General features: G+C 46.0%; 19 protein-coding genes. 15 read left to right on the forward strand and 4 right to left on the reverse strand.

Going from position 1 to position 22,299, the window contains the following annotated elements; all coding sequences use genetic code 11:
* The first annotated feature begins 304 nt into the window (after positions 1-304).
* The 9 genes from ACMXYT_RS14485 to ACMXYT_RS14525 all read left to right on the forward strand — a co-directional run bounded on the left by ACMXYT_RS14485 (position 305) and on the right by ACMXYT_RS14525 (position 10,478).
* On the forward strand, positions 305-2,287 hold the full coding sequence (locus tag ACMXYT_RS14485; protein ID WP_415911611.1) for an FAD-dependent oxidoreductase: 1,983 nt from the start codon (positions 305-307) through the stop codon (positions 2,285-2,287).
* A gap of 15 nt (positions 2,288-2,302) precedes the next feature.
* The gene (locus tag ACMXYT_RS14490; protein ID WP_415911612.1) at positions 2,303-3,613 is read left to right on the forward strand and encodes a cytochrome c3 family protein; all 1,311 of its coding nucleotides are present in this window, start codon (positions 2,303-2,305) and stop codon (positions 3,611-3,613) included.
* A gap of 47 nt (positions 3,614-3,660) precedes the next feature.
* A complete protein-coding gene (locus ACMXYT_RS14495; protein ID WP_415882482.1) occupies positions 3,661-4,242 on the forward strand; it encodes a DUF3365 domain-containing protein in 582 nt (193 codons plus the stop codon).
* 24 nt (positions 4,243-4,266) lie between these two features.
* Complete coding sequence (locus tag ACMXYT_RS14500) at positions 4,267-4,602, forward strand: c-type cytochrome (protein ID WP_415911613.1); 336 nt, start codon at positions 4,267-4,269, stop codon at positions 4,600-4,602.
* A gap of 10 nt (positions 4,603-4,612) precedes the next feature.
* Positions 4,613-5,413, forward strand: coding sequence for a group I truncated hemoglobin (locus ACMXYT_RS14505; RefSeq protein ID WP_415899245.1), 801 nt, complete (start codon positions 4,613-4,615; stop codon positions 5,411-5,413).
* Positions 5,414-5,424: 11 nt separating this feature from the next.
* Positions 5,425-6,390, forward strand: a complete 966-nt coding sequence (locus ACMXYT_RS14510; RefSeq protein ID WP_415899246.1) for a 2Fe-2S iron-sulfur cluster-binding protein — start codon at positions 5,425-5,427, stop codon at positions 6,388-6,390.
* A gap of 228 nt (positions 6,391-6,618) precedes the next feature.
* Positions 6,619-7,497, forward strand: coding sequence for an HAD-IIB family hydrolase (locus ACMXYT_RS14515; protein ID WP_415899247.1), 879 nt, complete (start codon positions 6,619-6,621; stop codon positions 7,495-7,497).
* 5 nt (positions 7,498-7,502) lie between these two features.
* On the forward strand, positions 7,503-8,729 hold the full coding sequence (locus tag ACMXYT_RS14520) for a glycosyl transferase (protein WP_415899248.1): 1,227 nt from the start codon (positions 7,503-7,505) through the stop codon (positions 8,727-8,729).
* A 12-nt stretch (positions 8,730-8,741) separates the two neighbouring features.
* Positions 8,742-10,478, forward strand: a complete 1,737-nt coding sequence (locus ACMXYT_RS14525; RefSeq protein WP_415899249.1) for a sugar phosphorylase — start codon at positions 8,742-8,744, stop codon at positions 10,476-10,478.
* A gap of 18 nt (positions 10,479-10,496) precedes the next feature.
* Here the strand turns inward: ACMXYT_RS14525 and ACMXYT_RS14530 are convergent, their stop codons facing one another.
* From ACMXYT_RS14530 to ACMXYT_RS14540, 3 genes are all read right to left on the reverse strand, one after another.
* Positions 10,497-10,811 carry a DUF1820 family protein gene (locus ACMXYT_RS14530; protein WP_415899250.1) on the reverse strand — a complete coding sequence of 105 codons (315 nt, stop codon included), beginning with the start codon at positions 10,809-10,811 and terminating at the stop codon, positions 10,497-10,499.
* A 53-nt stretch (positions 10,812-10,864) separates the two neighbouring features.
* On the reverse strand, positions 10,865-12,532 hold the full coding sequence (locus ACMXYT_RS14535; protein ID WP_415899251.1) for a SulP family inorganic anion transporter: 1,668 nt from the start codon (positions 12,530-12,532) through the stop codon (positions 10,865-10,867).
* A gap of 204 nt (positions 12,533-12,736) precedes the next feature.
* Positions 12,737-13,534 (reverse strand): formate/nitrite transporter family protein, encoded by a 798-nt coding sequence (locus ACMXYT_RS14540; RefSeq protein ID WP_415899252.1) that lies wholly within the window; start codon positions 13,532-13,534, stop codon positions 12,737-12,739.
* Positions 13,535-13,855: 321 nt separating this feature from the next.
* On the opposite strand from ACMXYT_RS14540, the gene miaB reads away from it, so the two are divergent.
* The 5 genes from miaB to lnt are packed head-to-tail and all read left to right on the forward strand — an operon-like array spanning position 13,856 to position 19,030.
* Complete coding sequence (miaB, locus tag ACMXYT_RS14545; RefSeq protein ID WP_415899253.1) at positions 13,856-15,220, forward strand: tRNA (N6-isopentenyl adenosine(37)-C2)-methylthiotransferase MiaB; 1,365 nt, start codon at positions 13,856-13,858, stop codon at positions 15,218-15,220.
* 4 nt (positions 15,221-15,224) lie between these two features.
* A complete protein-coding gene (locus ACMXYT_RS14550; protein ID WP_415899254.1) occupies positions 15,225-16,217 on the forward strand; it encodes a PhoH family protein in 993 nt (330 codons plus the stop codon).
* A complete protein-coding gene (gene ybeY, locus ACMXYT_RS14555; protein ID WP_415899255.1) occupies positions 16,214-16,660 on the forward strand; it encodes an rRNA maturation RNase YbeY in 447 nt (148 codons plus the stop codon). Before ACMXYT_RS14550 ends, ybeY begins: the two co-directional genes overlap by 4 nt.
* Before the next feature lie 31 nt (positions 16,661-16,691).
* Positions 16,692-17,528 (forward strand): HlyC/CorC family transporter, encoded by an 837-nt coding sequence (locus tag ACMXYT_RS14560; protein ID WP_415899256.1) that lies wholly within the window; start codon positions 16,692-16,694, stop codon positions 17,526-17,528.
* Between the two features lie 5 nt (positions 17,529-17,533).
* Positions 17,534-19,030, forward strand: coding sequence for an apolipoprotein N-acyltransferase (gene lnt / locus ACMXYT_RS14565; protein ID WP_415911614.1), 1,497 nt, complete (start codon positions 17,534-17,536; stop codon positions 19,028-19,030).
* Positions 19,031-19,039: 9 nt separating this feature from the next.
* Here lnt and ACMXYT_RS14570 read toward each other — a convergent pair whose 3' ends face one another.
* A complete protein-coding gene (locus ACMXYT_RS14570; protein ID WP_415899258.1) occupies positions 19,040-19,570 on the reverse strand; it encodes a zinc ribbon-containing protein in 531 nt (176 codons plus the stop codon).
* A gap of 136 nt (positions 19,571-19,706) precedes the next feature.
* On the opposite strand from ACMXYT_RS14570, the gene leuS reads away from it, so the two are divergent.
* Positions 19,707-22,298, forward strand: coding sequence for a leucine--tRNA ligase (gene leuS, locus ACMXYT_RS14575; RefSeq protein ID WP_415899259.1), 2,592 nt, complete (start codon positions 19,707-19,709; stop codon positions 22,296-22,298).
* Position 22,299: the final 1 nt, after the last annotated feature.

Raw genomic sequence — 22,299 nt, forward strand, 5'->3', positions numbered from 1 at the left:
CTCAATTGTATCCAAATTGGGGCAAACCGATTAAATCATCCCCCTCAAAAAACCGCTTTTGCTCCTTTTTGGCACACCGACTACGTAACTTTTTTGCGCAGTTTTATTGCTGTTTTTTTGACCAAGCCAATTTATGGTGCACAGCAACATAAAGAGCAGCCATATTCATACATACAAAAAACATCAAACTAACACACTGAATTTAAATGATTTTTTATAGAAAAATGTAAAGATAAAACATTTTTGGCAAGACTTTTGCTCTATCACTACCAAGGTCATTGAGCACGACCGAGGGGAGCAAATAATGAGCGAAGTACAACCAAAAGTGAGCAACGGTGCTGACAAATGGGATCAAGCGATCATTGTGGTCGGAGCTGGTCCTGTTGGATTCAGGTTTATTCAAGAGTTGCGTAAAAACGCACCTCAAGCACCGGTAATTTTATTTGGTAATGAACCCTACCTTCCCTATGACCGTGTTCGCCTGAGCGCCCTACTTGCAGGTCAAGACTCCGCAGAAAACTTATTACTTCCACTAGATGAATTAGATAACGACCCTCTTTTCAAATACCTCTTCAAAGAGATCGTTTTGATTGATACTGAAAACCACAGCGTTACAGATTCAGAAGCTAATCATTACAGTTACGCCAAGCTAGTCATCGCCACAGGCTCTCGTGCACACGTTCCACATATCACTGGTGTAGATCTGGAAGGTGTATTCACATTCCGCAACATGCGCGATGCCGAAAAACTCAAAGCACGTACAACACGCAGCCAAGATTTAGTTGTGGTTGGCGGCGGCCTGCTCGGTTTAGAAGCCGCGCGTGCCATGCAAGGCAATCTGACCAACATCACTTTGGTCCAGCAAGCTAGCCGCATCATGAATCAACAGTTAGATGATGATGCCGCTGCAATGCTACAAAGCCAGCTCGAATCTATGGGCATTCGCGTCATTGTTGGCGCTGGAGTTAAAGGCGTAGTCGGTGATCAACGGGTTGAAGGGGTCAAACTACGTGATGGTGAAACACTCAAATGTGACACCGTACTCATCTCTGCGGGTATCAAACCTAATATTGAGTTAGCGCGTAAAGCTTGGATCAAAGTAGGTACCGGCATTCGCGTCAACGATAGCTTACAAACATCTGATCCAGACGTGTACGCCATTGGTGAATGCGCGGAACACCGAGATAAAGTTTACGGGTTGGTAGCTCCTGGCTTCGAACAAGCCGCTGTTGCTGCCAATCACATGACCCAAGGCGATAGCCAATATTTAGGTTCTCATAGCATCGCTCGCCTTAAAGTCGTCGGCGAATCCGTTTTCAGTATGGGGGATGTCTTAGACGATCAGCCTTACGATAAAAAACAGTTTTTCAGCTACAAGACCAAAGATGGTGGATATCGCAAATTAGCCATTCGAAAAGGGCGTATTGTGGGTGCGATGGCGATTGGCGACTGGGATGAGATCCCTCGTATTCAGGAGCTGATCACCCACCAGCGCCGAGTTTACGCATGGCAGATTATGCGCTTCCGCTTTACCGGAAACCTTTGGAATCCAGCGTCTAATAGCCCAGAAAACTGGCCAGAAACCGCAGTGATCTGTAACTGTAACAACGTGACTCGTGGACAACTCAGCTACGCCATGGACCAGCAAGGCTGCTGTACCATGGAAACGATTGCCAAATGCACAGGCGCTACAACCACATGCGGTAGTTGTAAGCCGCTTGTTCAACAAATTCTTGGCTCCGAAGCAGAGCAACAAGCCGCACCAGACAGCAGAAATTTATTGATCACCTCTTTAGGGGTATTAGCCGCATTGATCGCCTTTCTTATGGTGCCAGCCTTTACTGTCAGCACATCCGTGCAAGATTCCATACGCTTAGATCTTTTCTGGAACGATAGTTTCTACAAGCAAGTAACTGGATTCACGCTGTTAGGCCTCACGATTGTTGGCCTTCTTATGTCGCTTAAGAAACGCAGCAAAGCACTTAAGCTTGGCTCTTACAAACTGTGGCGCAGTCTACACACTATTTTGGCCCTCCTCTGCCTAATCATTTTATTGGCCCATACCGGATTCAATAGTGGCCAAGCCCTTAACCAATGGCTACTGATCAATTTTTTACTCTTAGCGGGTTTAGGCATTGTGATCAGCCTCGCGATAGGCATGCAACACAAGCTGTCCTTCAATGTCGGTAAGCAACTACGCAGCATCGGCTTTTGGGGTCACTTATTACTGAGCTGGCCTCTGCCAGCCCTTTTAAGCTTCCACATTCTCAGTGTTTACTATTTCTAGGTCGGAGAGATATTCATGAGTCGTAAATTATCTATCTGGCTTGCTTGGTTAGTGCTTTGCTTTTCGCTGGCAGGCTATTTTGGTTACCAGATGTTCTTAGAAGAACAGAAGCCTGACTTCATAATCGGTGAAGCGACACACGGTCACCATCAAATCGAGATGAGTTGTGATACTTGCCACACCGATCCTTTTGGTGGTGAAGAGGTCATCCATGATGCGTGCTTAGGCTGCCACCAAGAAGAGCTGAAAACCTCCCACGATTCACATCCAATCAAAAAGTTTACCGACCCACGTAACGCTGATCGACTCGAAAAGATCAATGCCGTGAGCTGCGTGACCTGTCATGGGGAACATAAACAAGATCAAACCTTCGAGATGGGTGTAACGCTACCAGACGACTTCTGTTACGAGTGTCATGCAGAAATTGCCGAAGAACGACCCAGTCATGAAGGCATGGGGTTTGACACTTGCGCCTCGGCAGGTTGCCACAACTATCACGACAACCGCGCACTCTATGAAGATTTCCTTTTGAGCAACAACGAAGGCCCAATGATCAAAGCGATGGCCCAGGTTTTAGCTCGAACCGGTACGCAATCAATCAAACGTAAAGCAAGTCTATCAATAGATCATGCTGATGCGCCTTCTGCCTCGCCTGAACACCTTAAAGAGTGGAGTGAAAGCATACATGCGACAGCTGGTGTGAACTGTACCAGTTGCCATGCACCACAAGGACAAGCATGGCAAGACGATCCAGGTCTTGCCGCATGCAATAGCTGTCATACCCACGAAGAAAAAGGCTTTTTGGCAGGAAAGCACGGTATGAAACTATCGGTAGGGTTGGGCAAGATGTCTCCAGTCACCGGTCGAGCCGCTTTCCATGAGAACGCTGATACAACAGGTCTAGACTGTGCAAGCTGCCACGATGCTCATAAACCTGAGCCGAAGCTCGCTGCTGTCGAATCCTGTACCAGCTGTCACAACGATACCCATACACAGAACTATGCCAATTCACCTCACGCAGAACTTTGGAAGCAAGAGCTAAAAGGCGAGCTGCCTGCAGGCAGCGGCGTGGCCTGTGCGACCTGTCATATGCCGCGCGAAGTACACAAAGAGTTTGGTGAAGAGGTCGTTCGCGTACAGCACAACCAAAGCATGAATTTACGTCCGAATGAAAAGATGATCCGAAGCGTTTGCATGGATTGTCACTCCCTTTCATTCAGCATCGACGCGTTGGCTGACGAAGTACTGATTGAAAACAATTTTAAAGGGCTACCTTCTCAAAACATTCCGTCAATCCAGATGGTTTTAGACCGAGAAGCTAAATAGCCCTATACCGATTTACTTATGAGAACTTGGGGAACGAGGAAAATACTATGCTGAAAAAAGTAACTTTAGCCACTGCAATAGCGGCAACTGCACTAGCAATCACAGGCTGTCAGGAAGAAGAGAAAGCGGTTGGTATCGATCCAAGCAAACACACTGACGCACTCTTCGCAGTAATGAATGCTGACCGTACTAACTACACAAAATACATTGTTGGTCGTCTTGGCCCTAAAGGAGCTGATGCCGTTATGCCAGTTGAGCACTGGAAAGATGTAGATAACGGTGTACCACTTCCAGCGCAGATGTTCCGTTTAGGTTATGAATCTGTATCGGAAGTAACGGATGACTTCACATATTCTCTCCAGTCAATTTGGCCAATCAATTCACAAAACGCACCACGTACTGACATGGAGAAAGAAGGCCTTGAGTACGTTGCCAAAAACCTAGGTAAAAACTTCTACGGAACAGAAACATTAGGTGGCAAAGACTACTTCACTGCGGTTTACGCAGATGTTGCTTCTGTAAAAGCCTGCGTGAGCTGTCACAACGGCCATAAAGATAGCCCTAAAACAGACTTTAAACTCGGTGATGTTATGGGCGGTGTCGTTATTCGTGTACCTCTAGGCGAGTAATCACCCATGTTTAACGGTGCTCTGATGTCGCTGTTCACACTAATCCTAGTGTCTTTTATCGCCACAGGATGTGACTCAAGCGAGACAACGAAGACTGCTGCTCTGTCTCCCGAATTGCAACAAGGGAAAGAGATCGTAGAGGGCCGATGCTTTGCGTGTCATGCACAAAGCATCAACGGCGCCCCTATCGTTGGTATCAAAAAGATGTGGAAAACACGTGCGACTCAGGGCAAGGCCGTTCTGGTCGAACATGCCATTAATGGTATTGGCCTGATGCCAGCTAAAGGTGGTTTTACAGATCTTTCTGACGAAGAGATCGGCTTAGCAGTTGGCTACATGCTTTCACAAATCAAAGAATGAGGGATCTAACATGGGTTGTTTCTTCAGCAAATTGAAATCAATTTTCGGCGGGGCTAAGTGCCAAGCCTCTCTTTATGAACGACTAGGCGGCGAAACAGCGGTAGACGCTGCTGTGGATATTTTTTATCGCAAAGTGTTGGTAGATGATCGCATCAGCCACTACTTCGATGATGTTGATATGGAAGGTCAAGCCGCAAAACAAAAAGCCTTTCTAACCATGGTTTTTGGTGGCCCCCATAACTACACCGGCATGGATATGCGCGAAGGCCATAAACACCTCAAAGGGCTAAACGATAGCCACTTTGATGCGGTCGTTGAAAACCTAGCCGCGACCCTAACTGAACTGGGTGTTGGCAGTGAAGATATCGGCGAAATTGCAGGTATCGCGGAAAGTGTAAGAGATGACGTTCTTAATCGCCCTAAAGAAGGCGAGGCAGCCCAAGAGGAAAAAGAGATGAGTTTATACGAGCGAATTGGTGGCGAAGCAGCGGTAGATGCTGCCGTCGATATTTTTTACCGCAAAGTGCTTGCTGATGACCGTATCAGCCACTACTTCGATGATGTAGATATGGATGGCCAAGCAGCCAAGCAAAAAGCCTTCTTAACTATGGTCTTCGGCGGCCCGCATAACTACACCGGGCAAGATATGCGGGAAGGTCACAAACATCTTAAAGGACTTAACGAAACCCATTTTGATGCGGTCGTTGAAAACCTAGCCGCGACGCTGACTGAACTCGGCGTGAGTGAAAGTGATATCGGCGAAATTGCAGGTATTGCCGGCAGCGTTAAAGACGATGTGCTTAATCGCTAAGGAGTCACAACATGGTAAGCGTCAGATTTGAAGAGGCTGATATTACGGTCAAAGAAGGCTCTAACCTTTTAGAAGCCTTATTGGATGCTGGTCACGACATTCCCAATTCATGTCGTGCTGGCGCTTGCCAGTGCTGCATGCTCCAAGCAACAGAAGGTACGCCACCAGCTGATGCTCAAAAAGGTCTTAAAGAGACTCAAAAGCAACAGGGCTACTTTCTGGCTTGTCGCTGCCAGCCAAATACTGCAATGAGCGTTCAACGGAATGCGCAAGCATCCTCAACCGAAGGGATCTTAATCAGTAAGCAACAACTAACGGACTCCATTCTGCAACTCAAACTAAAAGCAGATATCGATTACTTAGCAGGACAATATATCAATTTAGTTCGTCATGATGGATTGAGCCGATCTTACTCAATCGCCAGCGTAAAAAGCCTCGATGACCATATAGAACTACAGCTACGTATTTTTAAAGATGGGCAGTTTAGCCAATGGGCACTCAATGAATTTGTACTGGGTGAAAGCATTGAGCTACAAGGGCCATTTGGCGACTGCTTTTATACCAAAACAGATCTCAACCAACCGATCCTTATGGCGGGTACCGGAACTGGGTTAGCTCCTCTTTATGGCATTGTCAGAGATGCCTTACAACAGGGTCATACCGGCCCAATCAGCTTATTCGCTGGCGCTAAAAATAGCGCAGGCTTATACCTAGTCGAAGAGTTAAAAGCGTTGAGTGAGCACTACGATAACCTCACTTATTATCCCGTTGTGCTCGAAGAAACTAGATCAGAACCAGACGGTTGCGAGATCGGTGATCTCAATGCCGTAGTCAAAAACAGGGTACCAAATACCAAGGGCTACCGAGCTTATTTCTGTGGTTCTGAAGATCGCGTCAAAACATTACGTAAACAAACATTTTTGGCTGGCGCCAATATGCAGGACATCTACTGCGACCTGTTCACTCCCTCGAGTTAGGTAACTTGCTAGCCTAACTCCACAAGCCGGCACTGCCGGCTTTTTTATTTACCAGCTGAAGATCTAAAACCCTCTATATACCTATTTCCGGCACGTTTCCTGCTGTTAACCCTATAAAACCCCAAATGCACCATTAGCTGCCAAATCACGATAAAAATCGCATGAAATGAGTGCAAACTGGTTAAAAATCAAAGAGAACAGCACCGTTTTGGTAAAGGAAGGTAAAACATGCACCAACCTCTACTTATATTCACAGACTTAGATGGATCCCTTCTGGATCACCATAGCTATAGCTATGCTCCAGCCATACCTACACTTCAGCAATTGGATAAGCAACATGTCCCAATCATCCCTACCACGAGCAAGACCTATGAGGAGTTACTTAGTCTGAGAAAAGAGCTCAATAACCAACACCCTTTTATCGTTGAAAATGGAGCCGCTATATACGTGCCGAAGGGCTATTTTCATTCCGAACCGCCTAAACACCATCTTGTTTCATCTTATGAAAAGGATGAATTTCATTGCTACGTATTCTCTAAATGCCGAGAAACATGGCAGTCACTGCTACAACACCTATCACGCTTCTTTCCCGATGAATTTATTACCTTCGCCCAGTTAGGCCCCTCAGGTATTCAAAGCAGTACCGGCTTAAGTTCAACAGATGCTGAAAAAGCAAACTCACGCGAGTTCAGCGAACCCCTAATTTGGAAAAGCACTGAGCAACGCAAGCAAGCATTTATAGCCATGCTTATAGAGTCAGGAGCCAATGTTCTGCAAGGCGGGCGTTTCTTAAACGTAACGGGCCATTGCGATAAAGGCCAAGCATTGAAGTGGCTATCCGCATACTACATAAAAGATCAAAACAACGATGACTTAATCAGCATTGCTGCTGGCGATAGCCAAAATGATGTCGCAATGCTAGATGCTGCGGACAACGCCATCATTATCCGCTCGCCTGTTGCTCCTAGCCCTCAAATTCGTAACCCCAATCAATATCAAACCCAAGCAACGGGCCCCGAAGGCTGGGCCGAAGGTATCAAATACTTTACCCGTCTGCGATCTAAAAGCACTAACGCTCATACTCAAGACATGCATACTAAGAGGTGATTTTTATGGCTGACTTTTATCAGAATGGCATTATCACGACGTTACATAATTTATCCGATCGCCCTTTAGTGGATCTAGAACGTGAACTTCTCCAATTCAGTCAAAAACGCCCTCTAGCACTGATTCTTCCGTCTCTTTTTTCTGAATTGGAAGGCCCTGCCCTTAGCCATATCATCGATGAAATTTGCGAAGTCCCGTACCTAAATGAAATTGTTATTGGGCTTGATCGCGCAGACGAGTCGCAATTTAGGTTTGCTCAAGAGTTTTTCGGCAAATTACCTCAGCACCACCGAATTCTCTGGAATGACGGGCCTCGCTTACGTGCATTGAACAAGGAACTCCAAGCATTAGATCTCGCGCCAAAAGAAGCGGGTAAGGGACGAAATGTCTGGTACTGCATGGGCTACATTCTGGCTTCAGGCCGGGCAGAATCAGTAGCTCTGCATGATTGTGATATCACCACTTACAACCGAGAACTACTCGCTAGACTGATTTATCCTGTTGCCCATCCTCAATTTAACTATGAATTTTGTAAAGGATTTTACGCTCGAGTAGCAGAAGGAAAAATTAACGGTAGGGTTTGCCGATTACTGGTAACACCTTTGCTCCGTGCTTTGAAAAAAGTGTTTGGAGAAATCGAGTATTTACAGTTTATGGATAGCTTTCGTTATCCACTGGCCGGTGAGTTCTCCTTTCGTAGAGATGTACTCAATGATATTCGCATACCGAGTGACTGGGGACTGGAAATAGGCGTTCTATCAGAGATGCATCGCAACTATGCGAACAACCGGCTTTGCCAAGTAGATATCGCTGATCGCTATGACCATAAACACCAAAACCTATCATTAGAAGATGCGAATGCCGGCTTATCTAAAATGTCGATCGACATAACCAAAGCCTTGCTTAGAAAATTGGCCACTCACGGACACACCTTCAGTACCGAAACGTTTAGATCACTCAAAGCCACATACTTCCGCATCGCATTAGATTTTGTCGAAACCTACCATAACGATGCCGTCATGAATGGCTTGCAACTCGATATCCACAGCGAAGAAGAGGCGGTCGAGATGTTTGCTCGAAACATCATGACTGCTGGCGAACAATTCCTTTCCAACCCAATGGAAACACCTTTTATTCCGAGCTGGAACCGCGTTGCCAGTGCTATGCCTGATGTTTTTGATCGTCTAGTAGAAGCAGTAGAACTCGACAATAAAGAACTGATGTATAGGTAAGGGAGCATTACAATGAATCACTCCCAAGAAGAACTCAGTTTTCAGGTCAAAAGTCATCTAGAGTTGATTTATCCTGATGGAGACACTGATCTCATCACATCTGAGCTGTTTACTTTAATGCGATTGGATGAGATATCTTTTACCCCCACTCCACATAAGAATCACTGGGATGCCTCAGATCTAATGGTGATAGCTTATGGCGATGCAATACATCACCCTGAAGAAACCCCATTAGCAACTTTATACCGGTTTTTACATGATCAATGCCAAGGCATGATCAACGGTATTCATATTCTTCCTTTTTTTCCGTACAGCTCAGATGACGGTTTTGCGGTATCAGACTTTTATCAAGTTCGATCATCTGCCGGAAGTTGGGATGACATTGAAAAGATATCATCAGAATTCCGCCTTATGGCGGATCTCGTTATTAATCATTGCTCTAGTGAAAGCCAATGGTTCAAAAATTTTCAAAAGGGGGAAGGTGAAGGCAGCGATTATTTTTTTGTTGAATCGCCAGAGGCTGATCTCAGCCAAGTGATTCGCCCAAGAACGAGCCCTCTTCTCAGAGAAGTGGAAACGCCCCAAGGAATTCAACACGTCTGGTGCACTTTTAGTCACGACCAAATCGATCTCGATTTCAGAAACCCTAAGGTTCTAAAGGAGTTCATCAAAATCATCCGTGTTTATCTGGATAAAGGTGTAAATATCTTCCGGTTAGACGCTGTCGCTTTTTTATGGAAAGAGTCTGGAACAAGCAGCCTTAATTTGCCGCAAACCCACGAGATCGTTCGTTTACTGAGAACATTGATCGAACATGCACACCCTGAAGCAATGATCATTACAGAAACCAATATCCCAAGTAGGGAGAACCTATCCTACTTTGGCAATGCTAATGAAGCCCACTGCGTATATAACTTCTCTCTCCCCCCTTTGCTTCTTCACACACTTCTCACTGGAGATTGTTTTTATCTAAAACAATGGATGATGAGCATGCCCCCAGCGCAAGATGGGACTGCTTACTTTAACTTTATCGCTTCGCATGACGGTATAGGTCTACGACCTGTCGAAGGCATCCTCAGCGATGAAGAAGTCAGCGCAATGATTGAAACCATGCAAGCCTTCGGCGGACATGTATCTTGGCGAGCACTAGATAATGGCCAAAACAAACCCTATGAAATAAATATATCCTTATTTGATGCGTTACAGGGCACTACCCAAGGTACTGATGAATGGGGTGAAGAACGATTTCTATGCGCGCATAAGATCATGCTAGCGCTTGAGGGAATACCAGGCATCTACATTCAAAGCCTATTTGGATCGAGAAATGATCATGAGCGCGTAAAGATGACGGGACACTTTCGATCTATTAATCGCCATCATTGGCAATATGATGACTTAGTGGATGCCTTAGAAACCCCTGACAACCATCATTATCGAATTTTCGAAGCGATGAAAAAGCTGATATCAATTCGCACCTATCAACCCGCCTTTCATCCGAATGCCACTCAGTTCACTCTACACTTAGGTGGTCAGATATTTGGATTTTGGCGTCAGAGCATCGATCGTCGACAAAGCATTTTTTGCCTTAACAATATTAGTGCAGAGCCTGCTGAGCTACTGCTGTCCAATCTCAACTTGATAGGTACAGACGAATGGTACGACTTACTCTCTGGGCTTCGTTGTGAAGATCTACACCAGACTTTGACGTTAAAGCCCTATCAGAGCCTTTGGCTATCAAACGTGTATTAATAGAAATTAGGATTTTGGCTATACAGGTGCTACCGGAAATGCCGCGATAGTACCTTTTGCCTCAGAAACTTTAGCCACGCCCTCGTTCTCCACCTCGTCGATGCGAACGATCGCATGGGAAGGAATATAAGAGCGCTTTACACCACTGAACTCGGTTTTGAGTTTCTCTTCGCCAGGATCGATAACGAGTTCAGAGCGATTCCCAAAGACCAACTCTTCAATCTCTAAAAATCCCCACATGTCGCTTTGATAAACATGCTTCGCATAGAGCTCAAAAACTTGATCCTGATTTACAAAAATCACTTTATAGATACGATCTTCTTTCTTAGCCATCTGTTCCGCAAACCTAGGTTGCTATTCACTCATTACAAGCCACGGCGCTTTGACTAAGCACCGGCATAAACTTGTGATTCATCAAGATACTGAACAGCTCGTTCCAAAGCTTCCGTACGAGTGCTAGCAAAATCCTTACTGCTGATACGGGACTCTAATCCTAGTTTGAGCAATTTATCCTGAGCTTCTTTTGATCGGGTAATAATCGATACATGCTTACCTAAATCTAGAGCCTCAAAAACTACGTTTTCGATCGACAGTGCCATAGTGTCGTCCAAGAAAGAGACATCACTCAAATCAAAAATAACCGCTTCGTGTCTTTCAATATCCTGACGTTCACGCGCTATTGCCTTGGAAACACCAAAGATCATTGCACCGGACAAATAGAAGAGAAGTACCCGACCGTCCGCCTTGTTCAGAAGAGTTTTCTGCTCTTCATCCAGTGGGATCTCATCATCCACATCCGACATGGCCCGCACCTTCTGCGCTTCAACCATAGAGAGTTTCTGGATAATGATGATATTGGCTACAAAAACACCGATACCTACAGCAACAATCAGATCAACAAAAACCGTCAGAAGCAGCACGGTGTACATAATCAAGGTACTATGGCGGGAGACTTTATGGGCACGTTTGATAAAAGACCAATCAAGGATATCCATCCCCACTTTCACAGCGATGGCAGCCAAGACGGCTAGCGGTATATTTTCGATCAAGGAGGCGGCGCCAAACACCGCTATGGCCAAGGCGACGACCCTAATCACCCCCGAAAGCGCGGTCCGACCACCCGACTGGATATTGACCACGGTCCCCATAGTGGCGCCCGCACCCGGCAGGCCACCAAACAGACCAGACATGATATTACCTAAGCCCTGGCCTACTAGCTCTTTGTTCGAGTTGTGCTCAGTTCGCGTCAAGTTATCAGCGATAACCGATGTCAGCATAGAGTCGATACAACCCAACATACCCAACACCATCGCTTCCACCAACATGATACTCAACTCAGCGTGAGTGAAGTGGGGAATCACCAATGAAGGGAGTGACGCATCGATCTCGCCGATACGCTGGATCTGCTCAAAATCAAAAACAAGCACCGACAGAATACTTACAAAAACCAGCGCTATTAACTGAGGTGGTAGGTACTTTTTAAGTTTTTCAGGCGTAAAGAAAAGCAACTGCAAGGTCACGACGAACAGTAAAAATTCGCCCAACTGGATATTCATAACCAGCTCGGGGAGATTCGACAATGTCCCCACCACGCCGCCAACAGGGGCGGTTTGACCCAACGCGGGGGCCAATTGCATGAGGATCAGTATCACGCCTATCCCAGACATAAAGCCCGAAACCACCGAGTACGGCATTAAGGTGATGTACTTACCCAGTTTGAGGAAGCCAAATATTATCTGGAAACAACCCGCCATCATGACGACGGTAAAGGCCATGGCGAGACCTTTTTCAGGATGCGTAGCAATTAGCGTACTCACAACAGCAGTCATGACTACTGTCATTGGGCCGGTAGGCTCTGAGATCAGAGTAGAAGTACCACCAAAGAGAGAGGCAAACAGCCCGATTAGAATTGCGCCATAAAGACCCGCTTCCGCACCCGCACCTGACGCCACACCGAAGGTTAAAGCAAGGGGTAACGAGACAACCGCAGCGGTCAAACCACCTAACATATCGCCGCGAAGGTTCTTCTTACTCAGCGTATTCAGCGCAAGCATCTAACTTTTCTCTTTGTGTACAGGAATCCAAGCTGTAATTTTACTAGTCGAGCGCAAGCGAGCAAGGTTTATCTGATCCAACTCGACTAAATAATCCTCATAAAAACCTTTCTAGGATAAAACTAGGAGCACTATCGGATTTTATTCAGCTTAGCTGAATAAAATCCGCACAAAAATAAGCTATTCCTAATTAATTAAAGGCGATTATTTGCCAGTTTTTACATGGGTTAGGTACAGAGGCAAACCTACCAACAAGAAGCCACCAACCAAGTTACCCAAAACCGTAGGAATCTCATTCCATAACAGGTAATCCACTAGCGTAAACTCGCCGCCCATAATCATCGCAAATGGGAACAGGAACATGTTCACAACAGAGTGTTCAAACGCCATATAGAAGAACAACATGATAGGCATCCACATTGCCGCCATTTTACTGCTAGCAGATGTTGAGATCAGCGCCCCAACAACGCCCATAGAAACCATCCAGTTACACAACATGCCGCGGATAAAAATCGTAATCCATCCCCAAATACCTTGCTCTTGATAACCTAAGGTACGAGATTCACCAATTGAACTGACTTTCTCCGCAATTGCCCCACCATCAATTTGGTAGCCATAAGTCAGGATAAAGGAAGCAAAAAACGCGACGATCGCAGCGCCAGAGAGATTACCCAAGAAAACTAACCACCAGTTACGTAAGAGCTTTTTAACGGTGCAGCCTGGACGTTTATCAATTACAGCGAGAGGTACTAGAGTAAAAGCTCCGGTGAGAAGATCGAATTTCATCAGGTTCAGCATGATAAAGCCTACAGGGAACAAGATCGCACCAATCAATAAATTCCCTGTATTGGTAATCACCGCAATGGCGAAGAATGCAGCCAAGGACAAAATAGCGCCAGCCATCAACGAACGGATATAAGTATCCCTAGTGGTCATAAAGATCTTTTGTTCGCCTGCATCGACCATCTTGGTAACAAATTCACGCGGCTCCAAATACGCCATAAACGCCTTCCCTTAAAGATTACTTAACATGTAAATAAAGATAAAAATTGGAAGGCAATCTTACCAAAACTAAAGTCTAATGAGTCCCCCTCTATGCACCAAGTGACTAAATACCAGTACCAAATGCCCATAAGTCACCTCGCATCCCTAAAAGCCCTTTGAAAACCAAGGCTTTTACGGCAACAACAACCGATAAAATGAGCCGATTTCAACTCGACTAAACTGTTCATTATCTGGCCGCTTAAGTATAATGCGCGGTCCTTTATGCACCCGGCCATATTTTCCTGCCGGGCTTTGATACACGCAAAATACAGGTGAACAATGGCGAAGAAGCTATTTATTAAAACCCACGGTTGTCAGATGAACGAGTACGACTCTGCACGTATGGCCGATCTGTTGGGGGAAAGTCATGATCTTGAGCTAACTGAGGACGCTGATGAAGCGGACGTTCTGCTCCTGAACACCTGTTCGATTCGTGAAAAAGCTCAGGAAAAAGTATTCCACCAACTAGGCCGCTGGCGAAAACTGAAAGCGAAGAACCCCGATATCAAAATTGGTATCGGTGGCTGTGTGGCAAGTCAGGAAGGGGACAACATTCTAAAACGTGCCCCTTACGTTGACATGATCTTTGGCCCGCAAACATTACACCGTTTGCCAGAGATGATTACAGAAACCGGTAATGGCGGTGTGGGCATCGTCGATGTCTCTTTCCCTGAGATTGAGAAGTTCGATCACCTTCCAGCCCCTAAAGTAGAAGGCGCTGAAGCTTTTGTTTCTGTGATGGAAGGCTGTTCAAAATACTGCACTTTCTGCGTTGTACCTTACACACGCGGTGAAGAAGTAAGCCGCCCTCTAGACGATGTGATTACTGAGTGCGTTGAACTTGCTGAACAAGGCGTGCGTGAAGTTAACCTACTCGGTCAAAACGTAAACGCTTACCGCGGGGATACACATGATGGCGATACTGCCGATCTGGCTGAACTGATCCGTTGTGTAGCAGAGGTTGATGGTATTGATCGTATTCGATTCACTACCAGCCACCCAGTAGAGTTTACAGACAGTTTGATCGAAGCCTATGAAGATGTGCCTGAGTTAGTGAGCTTCCTTCACTTACCGGTACAAAGCGGCTCTGACAAAATTCTAATGGCGATGAAACGTGGCCATACTGCGCTTGAGTACAAATCTAAGATCCGTCGTATTCGTAAAGCGCGTCCAGATATAGAAATATCTTCTGACTTTATCATCGGTTTCCCGAATGAAACTGACGCTGATTTCGAAGCGACAATGAAACTAATCGAAGATATAGGCTTTGATAACAGCTATAGCTTTATCTACAGCCGTCGTCCGGGTACGCCAGCATCTGACCTGCCTGACAATATTGACGAAGAAACTAAGAAAGCGCGTCTACAAATTCTGCAAAGCCGTATTATTCAAAATGCCCAGCAGATCAGCCGCCGTATGGTAGGTACTAAGCAGCGTATTTTGGTTAACGGTTATTCTAAGAAAGATCCGGGATTGCTTTCAGGTCGTACTGAAAACAACCGTGTTGTTAACTTCCGTTGCGACAACCCAGATCTAATCGGTCACTTTGCTGATGTGAATATTGCTCAAGCTTATGCCAACTCTTTAGTAGGTGAGCTAATCTGTTCAGAACTGGACGACAATTTTTCCTTGAAGGCGGGCTAAGCTGTTGAGCACTGCACAATCGATCAAACTTACGCTAGAACCTGAAAATGCTGAGTTTCTAGCGAACCTTGGTGGCCCGTTCAACGAGCACTACAAACTGGTTGAGAAACGTTTAGGGATTGAAATCCGTAATCACGGCAATCATTTCCAACTATTGGGTGATATCGAAAACATCACCTTCGTTTCCGAAATGCTTGAAGCGCTTTATAACGACGCTAAGCAGGACCAACGTATCTCACCCGACCAGATCCACCTTCTAATTCAAGAAAGTGGTCTAGAACAGCGTAATAGCAATCAACAGATTAAAGATACGGATATCAGTATCCGTACAAAAAAAGCGTTGATTCGCCCTCGCGGTGAAAACCAGCAAGGCTATGTACGCTCGATCCTTCAGCACGATATCAATTTTGGTATTGGCCCTGCGGGTACAGGTAAAACCTACCTTGCGGTTGCCTGCGCAGTAGATGCATTAGAGCGTGAAGAAGTTGATCGTATTTTATTGGTTCGCCCTGCGGTAGAAGCCGGTGAAAAGCTAGGCTTCCTGCCAGGTGATCTAAGCCAAAAAGTTGATCCATACCTGCGCCCTCTCTATGACGCGCTGTATGAGATGCTAGGGTTTGAACGTGTAGGCAAGCTAATTGAGCGCAATGTAATCGAGGTTGCGCCTCTGGCCTACATGCGTGGCCGTACCCTTAACAACTCATTCGTTATTCTGGATGAGAGTCAAAACACGACACGCGAACAGATGAAGATGTTCCTGACACGTATCGGTTTTGGTTCTACTGCAGTTATTACCGGTGATATCACTCAGGTCGATCTACCTAAAGGCACGCGCTCGGGTTTGATCCACGCGATGCAAGTGCTGGACGATGTAAAAGACATCGGCTTTACCCACTTCACCGCTAAAGATGTCGTTCGTCACCCACTGGTTCAGCACATTGTCCGTGCTTACGACCGCTTTGAGAAAAAAGAAGGCAAGCAGGATTCCCACAAATGAGTTTCGAATGCGAAGTTCAGTACGAAATTGAAGGCGATCTACCGACAGAAGCGCAGTTTCAGCAATGGATATCCGCTGCGCTGACTGGTCAGATCGATGAAGGCGAAGTTTGTATCCGCATAGTGACACCGGATGAGAGCCAAACCCTCAACCGCACTTATCGCGATAAGGATAAACCGACTAACGTCCTCTCCTTCCCTTTTGAAGTCCCTGAAGGCGTGCCCCTTCATCTTTTAGGCGATCTGGTTATCTGTGCCGATGTGGTTGCTAAAGAAGCAGAAGAGCAAAAAAAGCCTTTGTTTGACCATTGGACCCACATGGTTGTGCATGGCTGCTTGCATCTAATCGGTTTCGATCATATAAATGATGAAGAAGCCGAAGAGATGGAAAATCTCGAACGAAAAATTCTCGCCAGTATGGATATAAAAGATCCTTATCTGTAAAGTAACTAAATATTAGGACACTCGACACACCATGAGCGAAGATCGATCGGGACAGCCGAAAGGCTGGTTAGAAAAGCTTTCCCAAGCGTTTAATGATGAACCTCGCAGCCGTGAGGATCTGTTAACCGATTTGCGTCAAGCGACCGACGACAATCTGCTAGATAACGAAGCACTGACCATTATGGAAGGTGCAATGCAAGTATCTGATATGCAGGTTCGTGATGTAATGATTCCACGCTCACAAATGGTAGTTGTGGAAGCGGATCAAACACCTAAAGAGTTCCTGCCGGTTATTATCTCTAGCGCGCACTCTCGCTTCCCAGTTATCGGAGAAACGCCAGATGAAATCCTTGGCGTCCTGCTCGCAAAAGACCTTCTACCTCTAATCCTAGAAGGCAACCTCGACCAGTTTGATCTTAAAAGCAAGCTGCGCAGTGCGACCTTCATCCCTGAATCTAAACGCCTAAATATTCTCCTAAAAGAGTTCCGTGTTACTCGCAATCACATGGCAATCGTGATGGATGAGTACGGCGGTGTGTCTGGTCTAATCACCATCGAAGATGTTCTGGAACAGATCGTGGGTGAAATTGAAGATGAGCATGACAGCGAAGAGGATGATGGCAACATCAAGCCATTCGATAAAAACGCCTTTATTGTTAAAGCCTTGACTCCGGTTGATGATTTTAACGAATATTTCGATACGGATTTCTCTGAAGAAGAGTTCGATACTATTGGCGGTATCGTTACACAAAAATTTGGTCGCATGCCGAAAAAAGATGAAAGCGTAGATATCGAAAACTTCCAGTTTAAGATTTTATCTGCTGACACTCGTCGTATCCGCTTATTACAGGTAAGCCGTAACGGATAACTATTATGCCTCTGCAACTGCTACTCGTTTTGCTTGCAGGGGCATTGATTGCCCCCTCCTTAGCACCATTTAATACACCCTATTTAGCCCTACTGCCTCCAGCTATTCTGTATCTATGCAGCCGAAACCGTTCGGTAAAGCAAAGCAGTTGGCTTGGTTATATTTTTGGTCTAGGTTTCTTTGGAACCGGCGCCTCTTGGGTGTTTGTCAGCATTCATGAGCACAGTCATACCCCACTACCTATCGCCGTTACCTTAACAGCACTATTTGTAGCTGGCTTAGCCCTTCTCTTTGCGCTACAACAATTCGTTTGGAAAAAGCTGTTCTCTGCCCGTTTCCAAGCACTGAGTTTTATTGGCTGCTGGGTACTGTTTGAGTGGCTTCGTAGCTGGCTATTCACCGGTTTCCCTTGGCTATATTTAGGTAACGCAGCTTTAGATACGCCATTCCAGAATCTTTTACCTATAGGCGGTGTATGGCTAGCAAGCTTTGCCATGCTTGCAACAGCGATTGCTGCGGCCGAATTTATTCGCAGTCGAAATCTACGCCCATTGTTACTGCTGCCACTACCGTTGATAGCCAGTATGCTATCTATGCATCCATGGACAATTGCGACGGACAACGCCCTAAAAGTCGCAATCGTTCAACCTAATATCCCGCAGCAAATTAAATGGAATCCTGAATATCGTCCTGAGATCTTCGCCAAATATATCAAGCTATCTCAACCTCATATCGACGCTGAGCTCATGCTCTGGCCTGAAACAGCCATTCCTGCACTGTTCCAACATGCAGCTACGCCGTTAGCTGAATTACTGAGCGATCTTGATAGTAATGGAGCGACATTAATCAGCGGCCTTCCTAGCACGACAAGAGACAACAGCCACCCTAAAGGCTATCGAGTTCATAACAGCTTGGCGATTCTAACCACGGGCAGCGGCATCTACCACAAACAACGCCTAGTGCCCTTTGGTGAATACGTGCCGATGGAAACGCAGGTTAGAGGCCTGCTCGATTTCTTTAATTTGCCGATGTCGAGTTTCTCACTTCCGCAAGGGGAGCAGCCTTTACTATCGGTTGCGAACCAAAAGATCAGTGCCGCAATCTGCTACGAAATTGCCTATCCAGAACTGGTTAGAAAGAACTCGTTAAACGCTGATATATTGCTTACCGTGTCTAACGATACTTGGTTTGGTGCATCCATCGCACCAGCTCAACATATGCAGATTGCCCGTGTCAGAGCAGTAGAAAATGGTCGCTGGCTGATCCGAGGAACCAATAATGGCCTAACCGGCATTATCGATCCACAAGGGCAGATCGTAGAACAACTCCCACAGTTCCAAGCAGGCGTTTTACGAACACAAGTTTTTAGCATGCAAGGCATGACGCCTTTTCAGGAGTTTGGATCACTACCGATCCTCGTCTTAGCAGGACTGTTTATTCTGTTCGGGCTAGGGCGTCATCAGCTAGCCCTGCAAGACAATCCCTATCCCGATTTCAGTTAGAACTATCGATTATGGCCAAGGTTGAGAAACTCGCTTAAAGAACGTTTTTCCACAGGCCTGACAAGGCTCAAGTTTTTCTGTTTTCTTTAAAATAAACTGAGTTGAACAACTTAAACACTGCAACGTCCCTACTGTAGCCAACTCTCCAGCAATGTACTGATCCTCATCGTGATCTAAACGCTCTCGTAACAACTCTTGCCCAATGCGGGTTTGATCTGCAATCAACTTAAGCTGTTCGGCAAAAGTATGCTCTAACGCATTCAGATCAAATTTGAGCCAAGCAGCAATCCCAGCACCGGTTTCATGAGCATAATAGCCCAAGGTTTTAAGGTCTCGAGCCAAATAAGCTTTCAGCAGATCCAGCTCATCCCGAGTCATATCCTCTGCTGCCAGCTCTAACTCCACAGCATCATGAATTTTTTCCTGCAACAGATCCCAAGATCTAGCTTCTGACGTTTTCAGATCCTTAGTTAGTCGCAGGAGCACTCTGTCATAGTCTGTTGAAGCCAGTTTCGTTTTCTTATCGCTATCCGCGCCCATAAAACCACCTCGTTTTTAGCAGAAATGCTGTTTGCCCTCTTGTATATATTGTATGCTATGCCCCAATTAGCAAACTTTTATTAACCGGCGTCAATTGGATGCCGGTTTTTCATCATAGGCATAACGATTCACGAACATGAACGAACAATATCGTCCTCAGAAGATTGAACAAGCCATCCAGAAACACTGGCAAGATAACGACAGCTTCAAATGCGAAGAAGATCTGCAGAAAGAAAAATTCTACTGCCTGTCTATGTTCCCTTACCCAAGTGGACGTCTCCACATGGGCCATGTTCGTAACTACACCATTGGTGATGTAGTTTCCCGTTACCAGCGTATGCAGGGCAAAAACGTACTTCAACCAATGGGTTGGGACGCTTTCGGTCTACCTGCAGAAAACGCAGCGATGAAAAACAACGTTGCGCCAGCAAAATGGACCTATGAAAACATTGATTACATGCGTAACCAGCTACAGCAGATGGGCTTTGGTTACGACTGGAATCGTGAACTAGCAACTTGCCACCCAGAGTACTATCGTTGGGAGCAATGGTTCTTCACTAAGTTGATGGACAAAGGCTTAGTTTACAAGAAAGAAGCTGAAGTAAACTGGGATCCTGTTGACCAAACAGTCCTTGCCAACGAGCAGGTTATTGATGGTCGCGGCTGGCGCTCAGGTGCGCTAGTTGAGCGTAAGAAGATCCCTCAGTGGTTCCTTAAAATCACAGATTACGCAGATCAGCTGCTGGAAGATCTAGACAAACTAGATCAATGGCCAGAGCAGGTTCGCACTATGCAGAAGAACTGGATCGGCCGCTCTGAAGGTGTTGAACTAATGTTCGACGTTGACGGTTATGGTGAGCTAGAAGTCTTCACAACACGTCCAGACACACTAATGGGTGTTACTTATGTTGCCGTTGCGGCTCAACACCCACTTGCACTTAAAGCTGCTGAAAACAATCCAGAGCTTGCAGCATTTGTTGAAGAGTGCAAAAACGTTAAAGTTGCCGAAGCTGATATGGCAACGATGGAAAAGAAAGGTATGGCGCTTGGCATCACTGCCATTCACCCACTTACCGGTGAAGAAGTACCTGTCTGGACTGCAAACTTCGTATTGATGGATTACGGCTCTGGCGCAGTTATGTCTGTTCCAGGCCACGATCAGCGTGACTGGGAATTCGCAACTAAGTACGGTTTGGATATCAAACAAGTTATCCGCCCATTAGACGATACAGACGTTGATCTAAGCGTTGAAGCGTACACAGAAAAAGGCGCTTTGATTAACTCTGGCGCTTACGACGATCTTGAATTCGACGTTGCATTTAAAGCGATCGCATCTGACCTAGAAGCGAAAGGCAAAGGTAAAGTTACGGTTAACTTCCGTCTACGTGACTGGGGTGTATCTCGTCAGCGTTATTGGGGTGCTCCAATCCCTGTCATCAACTGTAAGAGCTGTGGTGCAGTACCTGTGCCAGAAGATCAGCTTCCAGTTGTTCTACCTACAGAAGTGGAGTTTGATGGTAGCGGCTCTCCAATCAAAAAGATGGAAAGCTTCATCAACACAACCTGCCCGAAATGCGGTGGTGCTGCTGAACGTGAAACAGACACATTCGATACGTTCATGGAATCCTCTTGGTACTACGCGCGTTATGCTTCTCGTAGCAGCGAAAATGCCATGCTTGAGCCAGAGAAAGCGAACTACTGGCTACCAGTAGATCAATATATCGGCGGTATCGAGCACGCGATTCTGCATCTACTTTACTCTCGTTTCTTCCACAAGTTGATGCGTGATGAAGGTTTGGTTGATAGCGACGAGCCATTCAAGCGCCTACTTTGCCAAGGCATGGTATTGGCTGACAGCTTCTTCTATGAAGATGAGAACGGTGGCCAAGTTTGGGTTTCACCATCCGACGTTGATATCAAAACCGATGAGAAAGGCCGCGTAGTTAGCGCAGCTCATCGCACTACCGGTCAGGCGCTTCAGCATGACGGTATGTCTAAGATGTCTAAATCCAAGAACAACGGTATCGATCCACAAGTAATGATCGATAAATACGGCGCTGATACGGTGCGTCTATTTATGATGTTCGCAGCACCACCAGAGCAGTCTCTAGAGTGGTCTGATACAGGTGTTGAAGGTGCTCACCGCTTCCTTAAGCGTCTATGGAAACAAGTTCACGATCATCTAAAAGTTGGCGGTTCTACTGTTGCGATCGATAAAGATAGCCTAACTGATGTTCAGAAAGAGCTGCGCCTGAAAGTTCACTCAACGATTCAGAAAGTATCTGACGATATGGAGCGCCGCCAGACATTCAATACAGCTATCGCTGCTGTGATGGAACTGTCTAACACTATCGCTAAGTTTGTAGATATCAGTGAACAAGGTCGCGCGGTAATGCAAGAAGCACTAGAAGCAGCAATACTGCTACTAGGCCCAATTGTTCCGCATATCAGCCACCAGCTTTGGATCGAGCTAGGTAACGAAGGCGACGCTCTAACTGCGGCTTGGCCACAGGTTGACGAAAGCGCATTAGTTCAAGACACCATTCAACTGGTTGTACAGGTTAATGGTAAAGTTCGTGCGAAGATCAACGTTGCTGCAGATGCAGACGAAGATGTAGTTCTTCACACAGCACTAGCTGACGAAAATGTTCAAAAACACATGGCAGATAAGACAATCCGTAAGAAGATTGTTGTACCTGGCCGTCTAGTGAACATTGTAGTTGGTTAAT

It is taken from the genome of Neptuniibacter sp. QD37_11 (assembly GCF_047778105.1).
Lineage (GTDB): Bacteria > Pseudomonadota > Gammaproteobacteria > Pseudomonadales > Balneatricaceae > Neptuniibacter.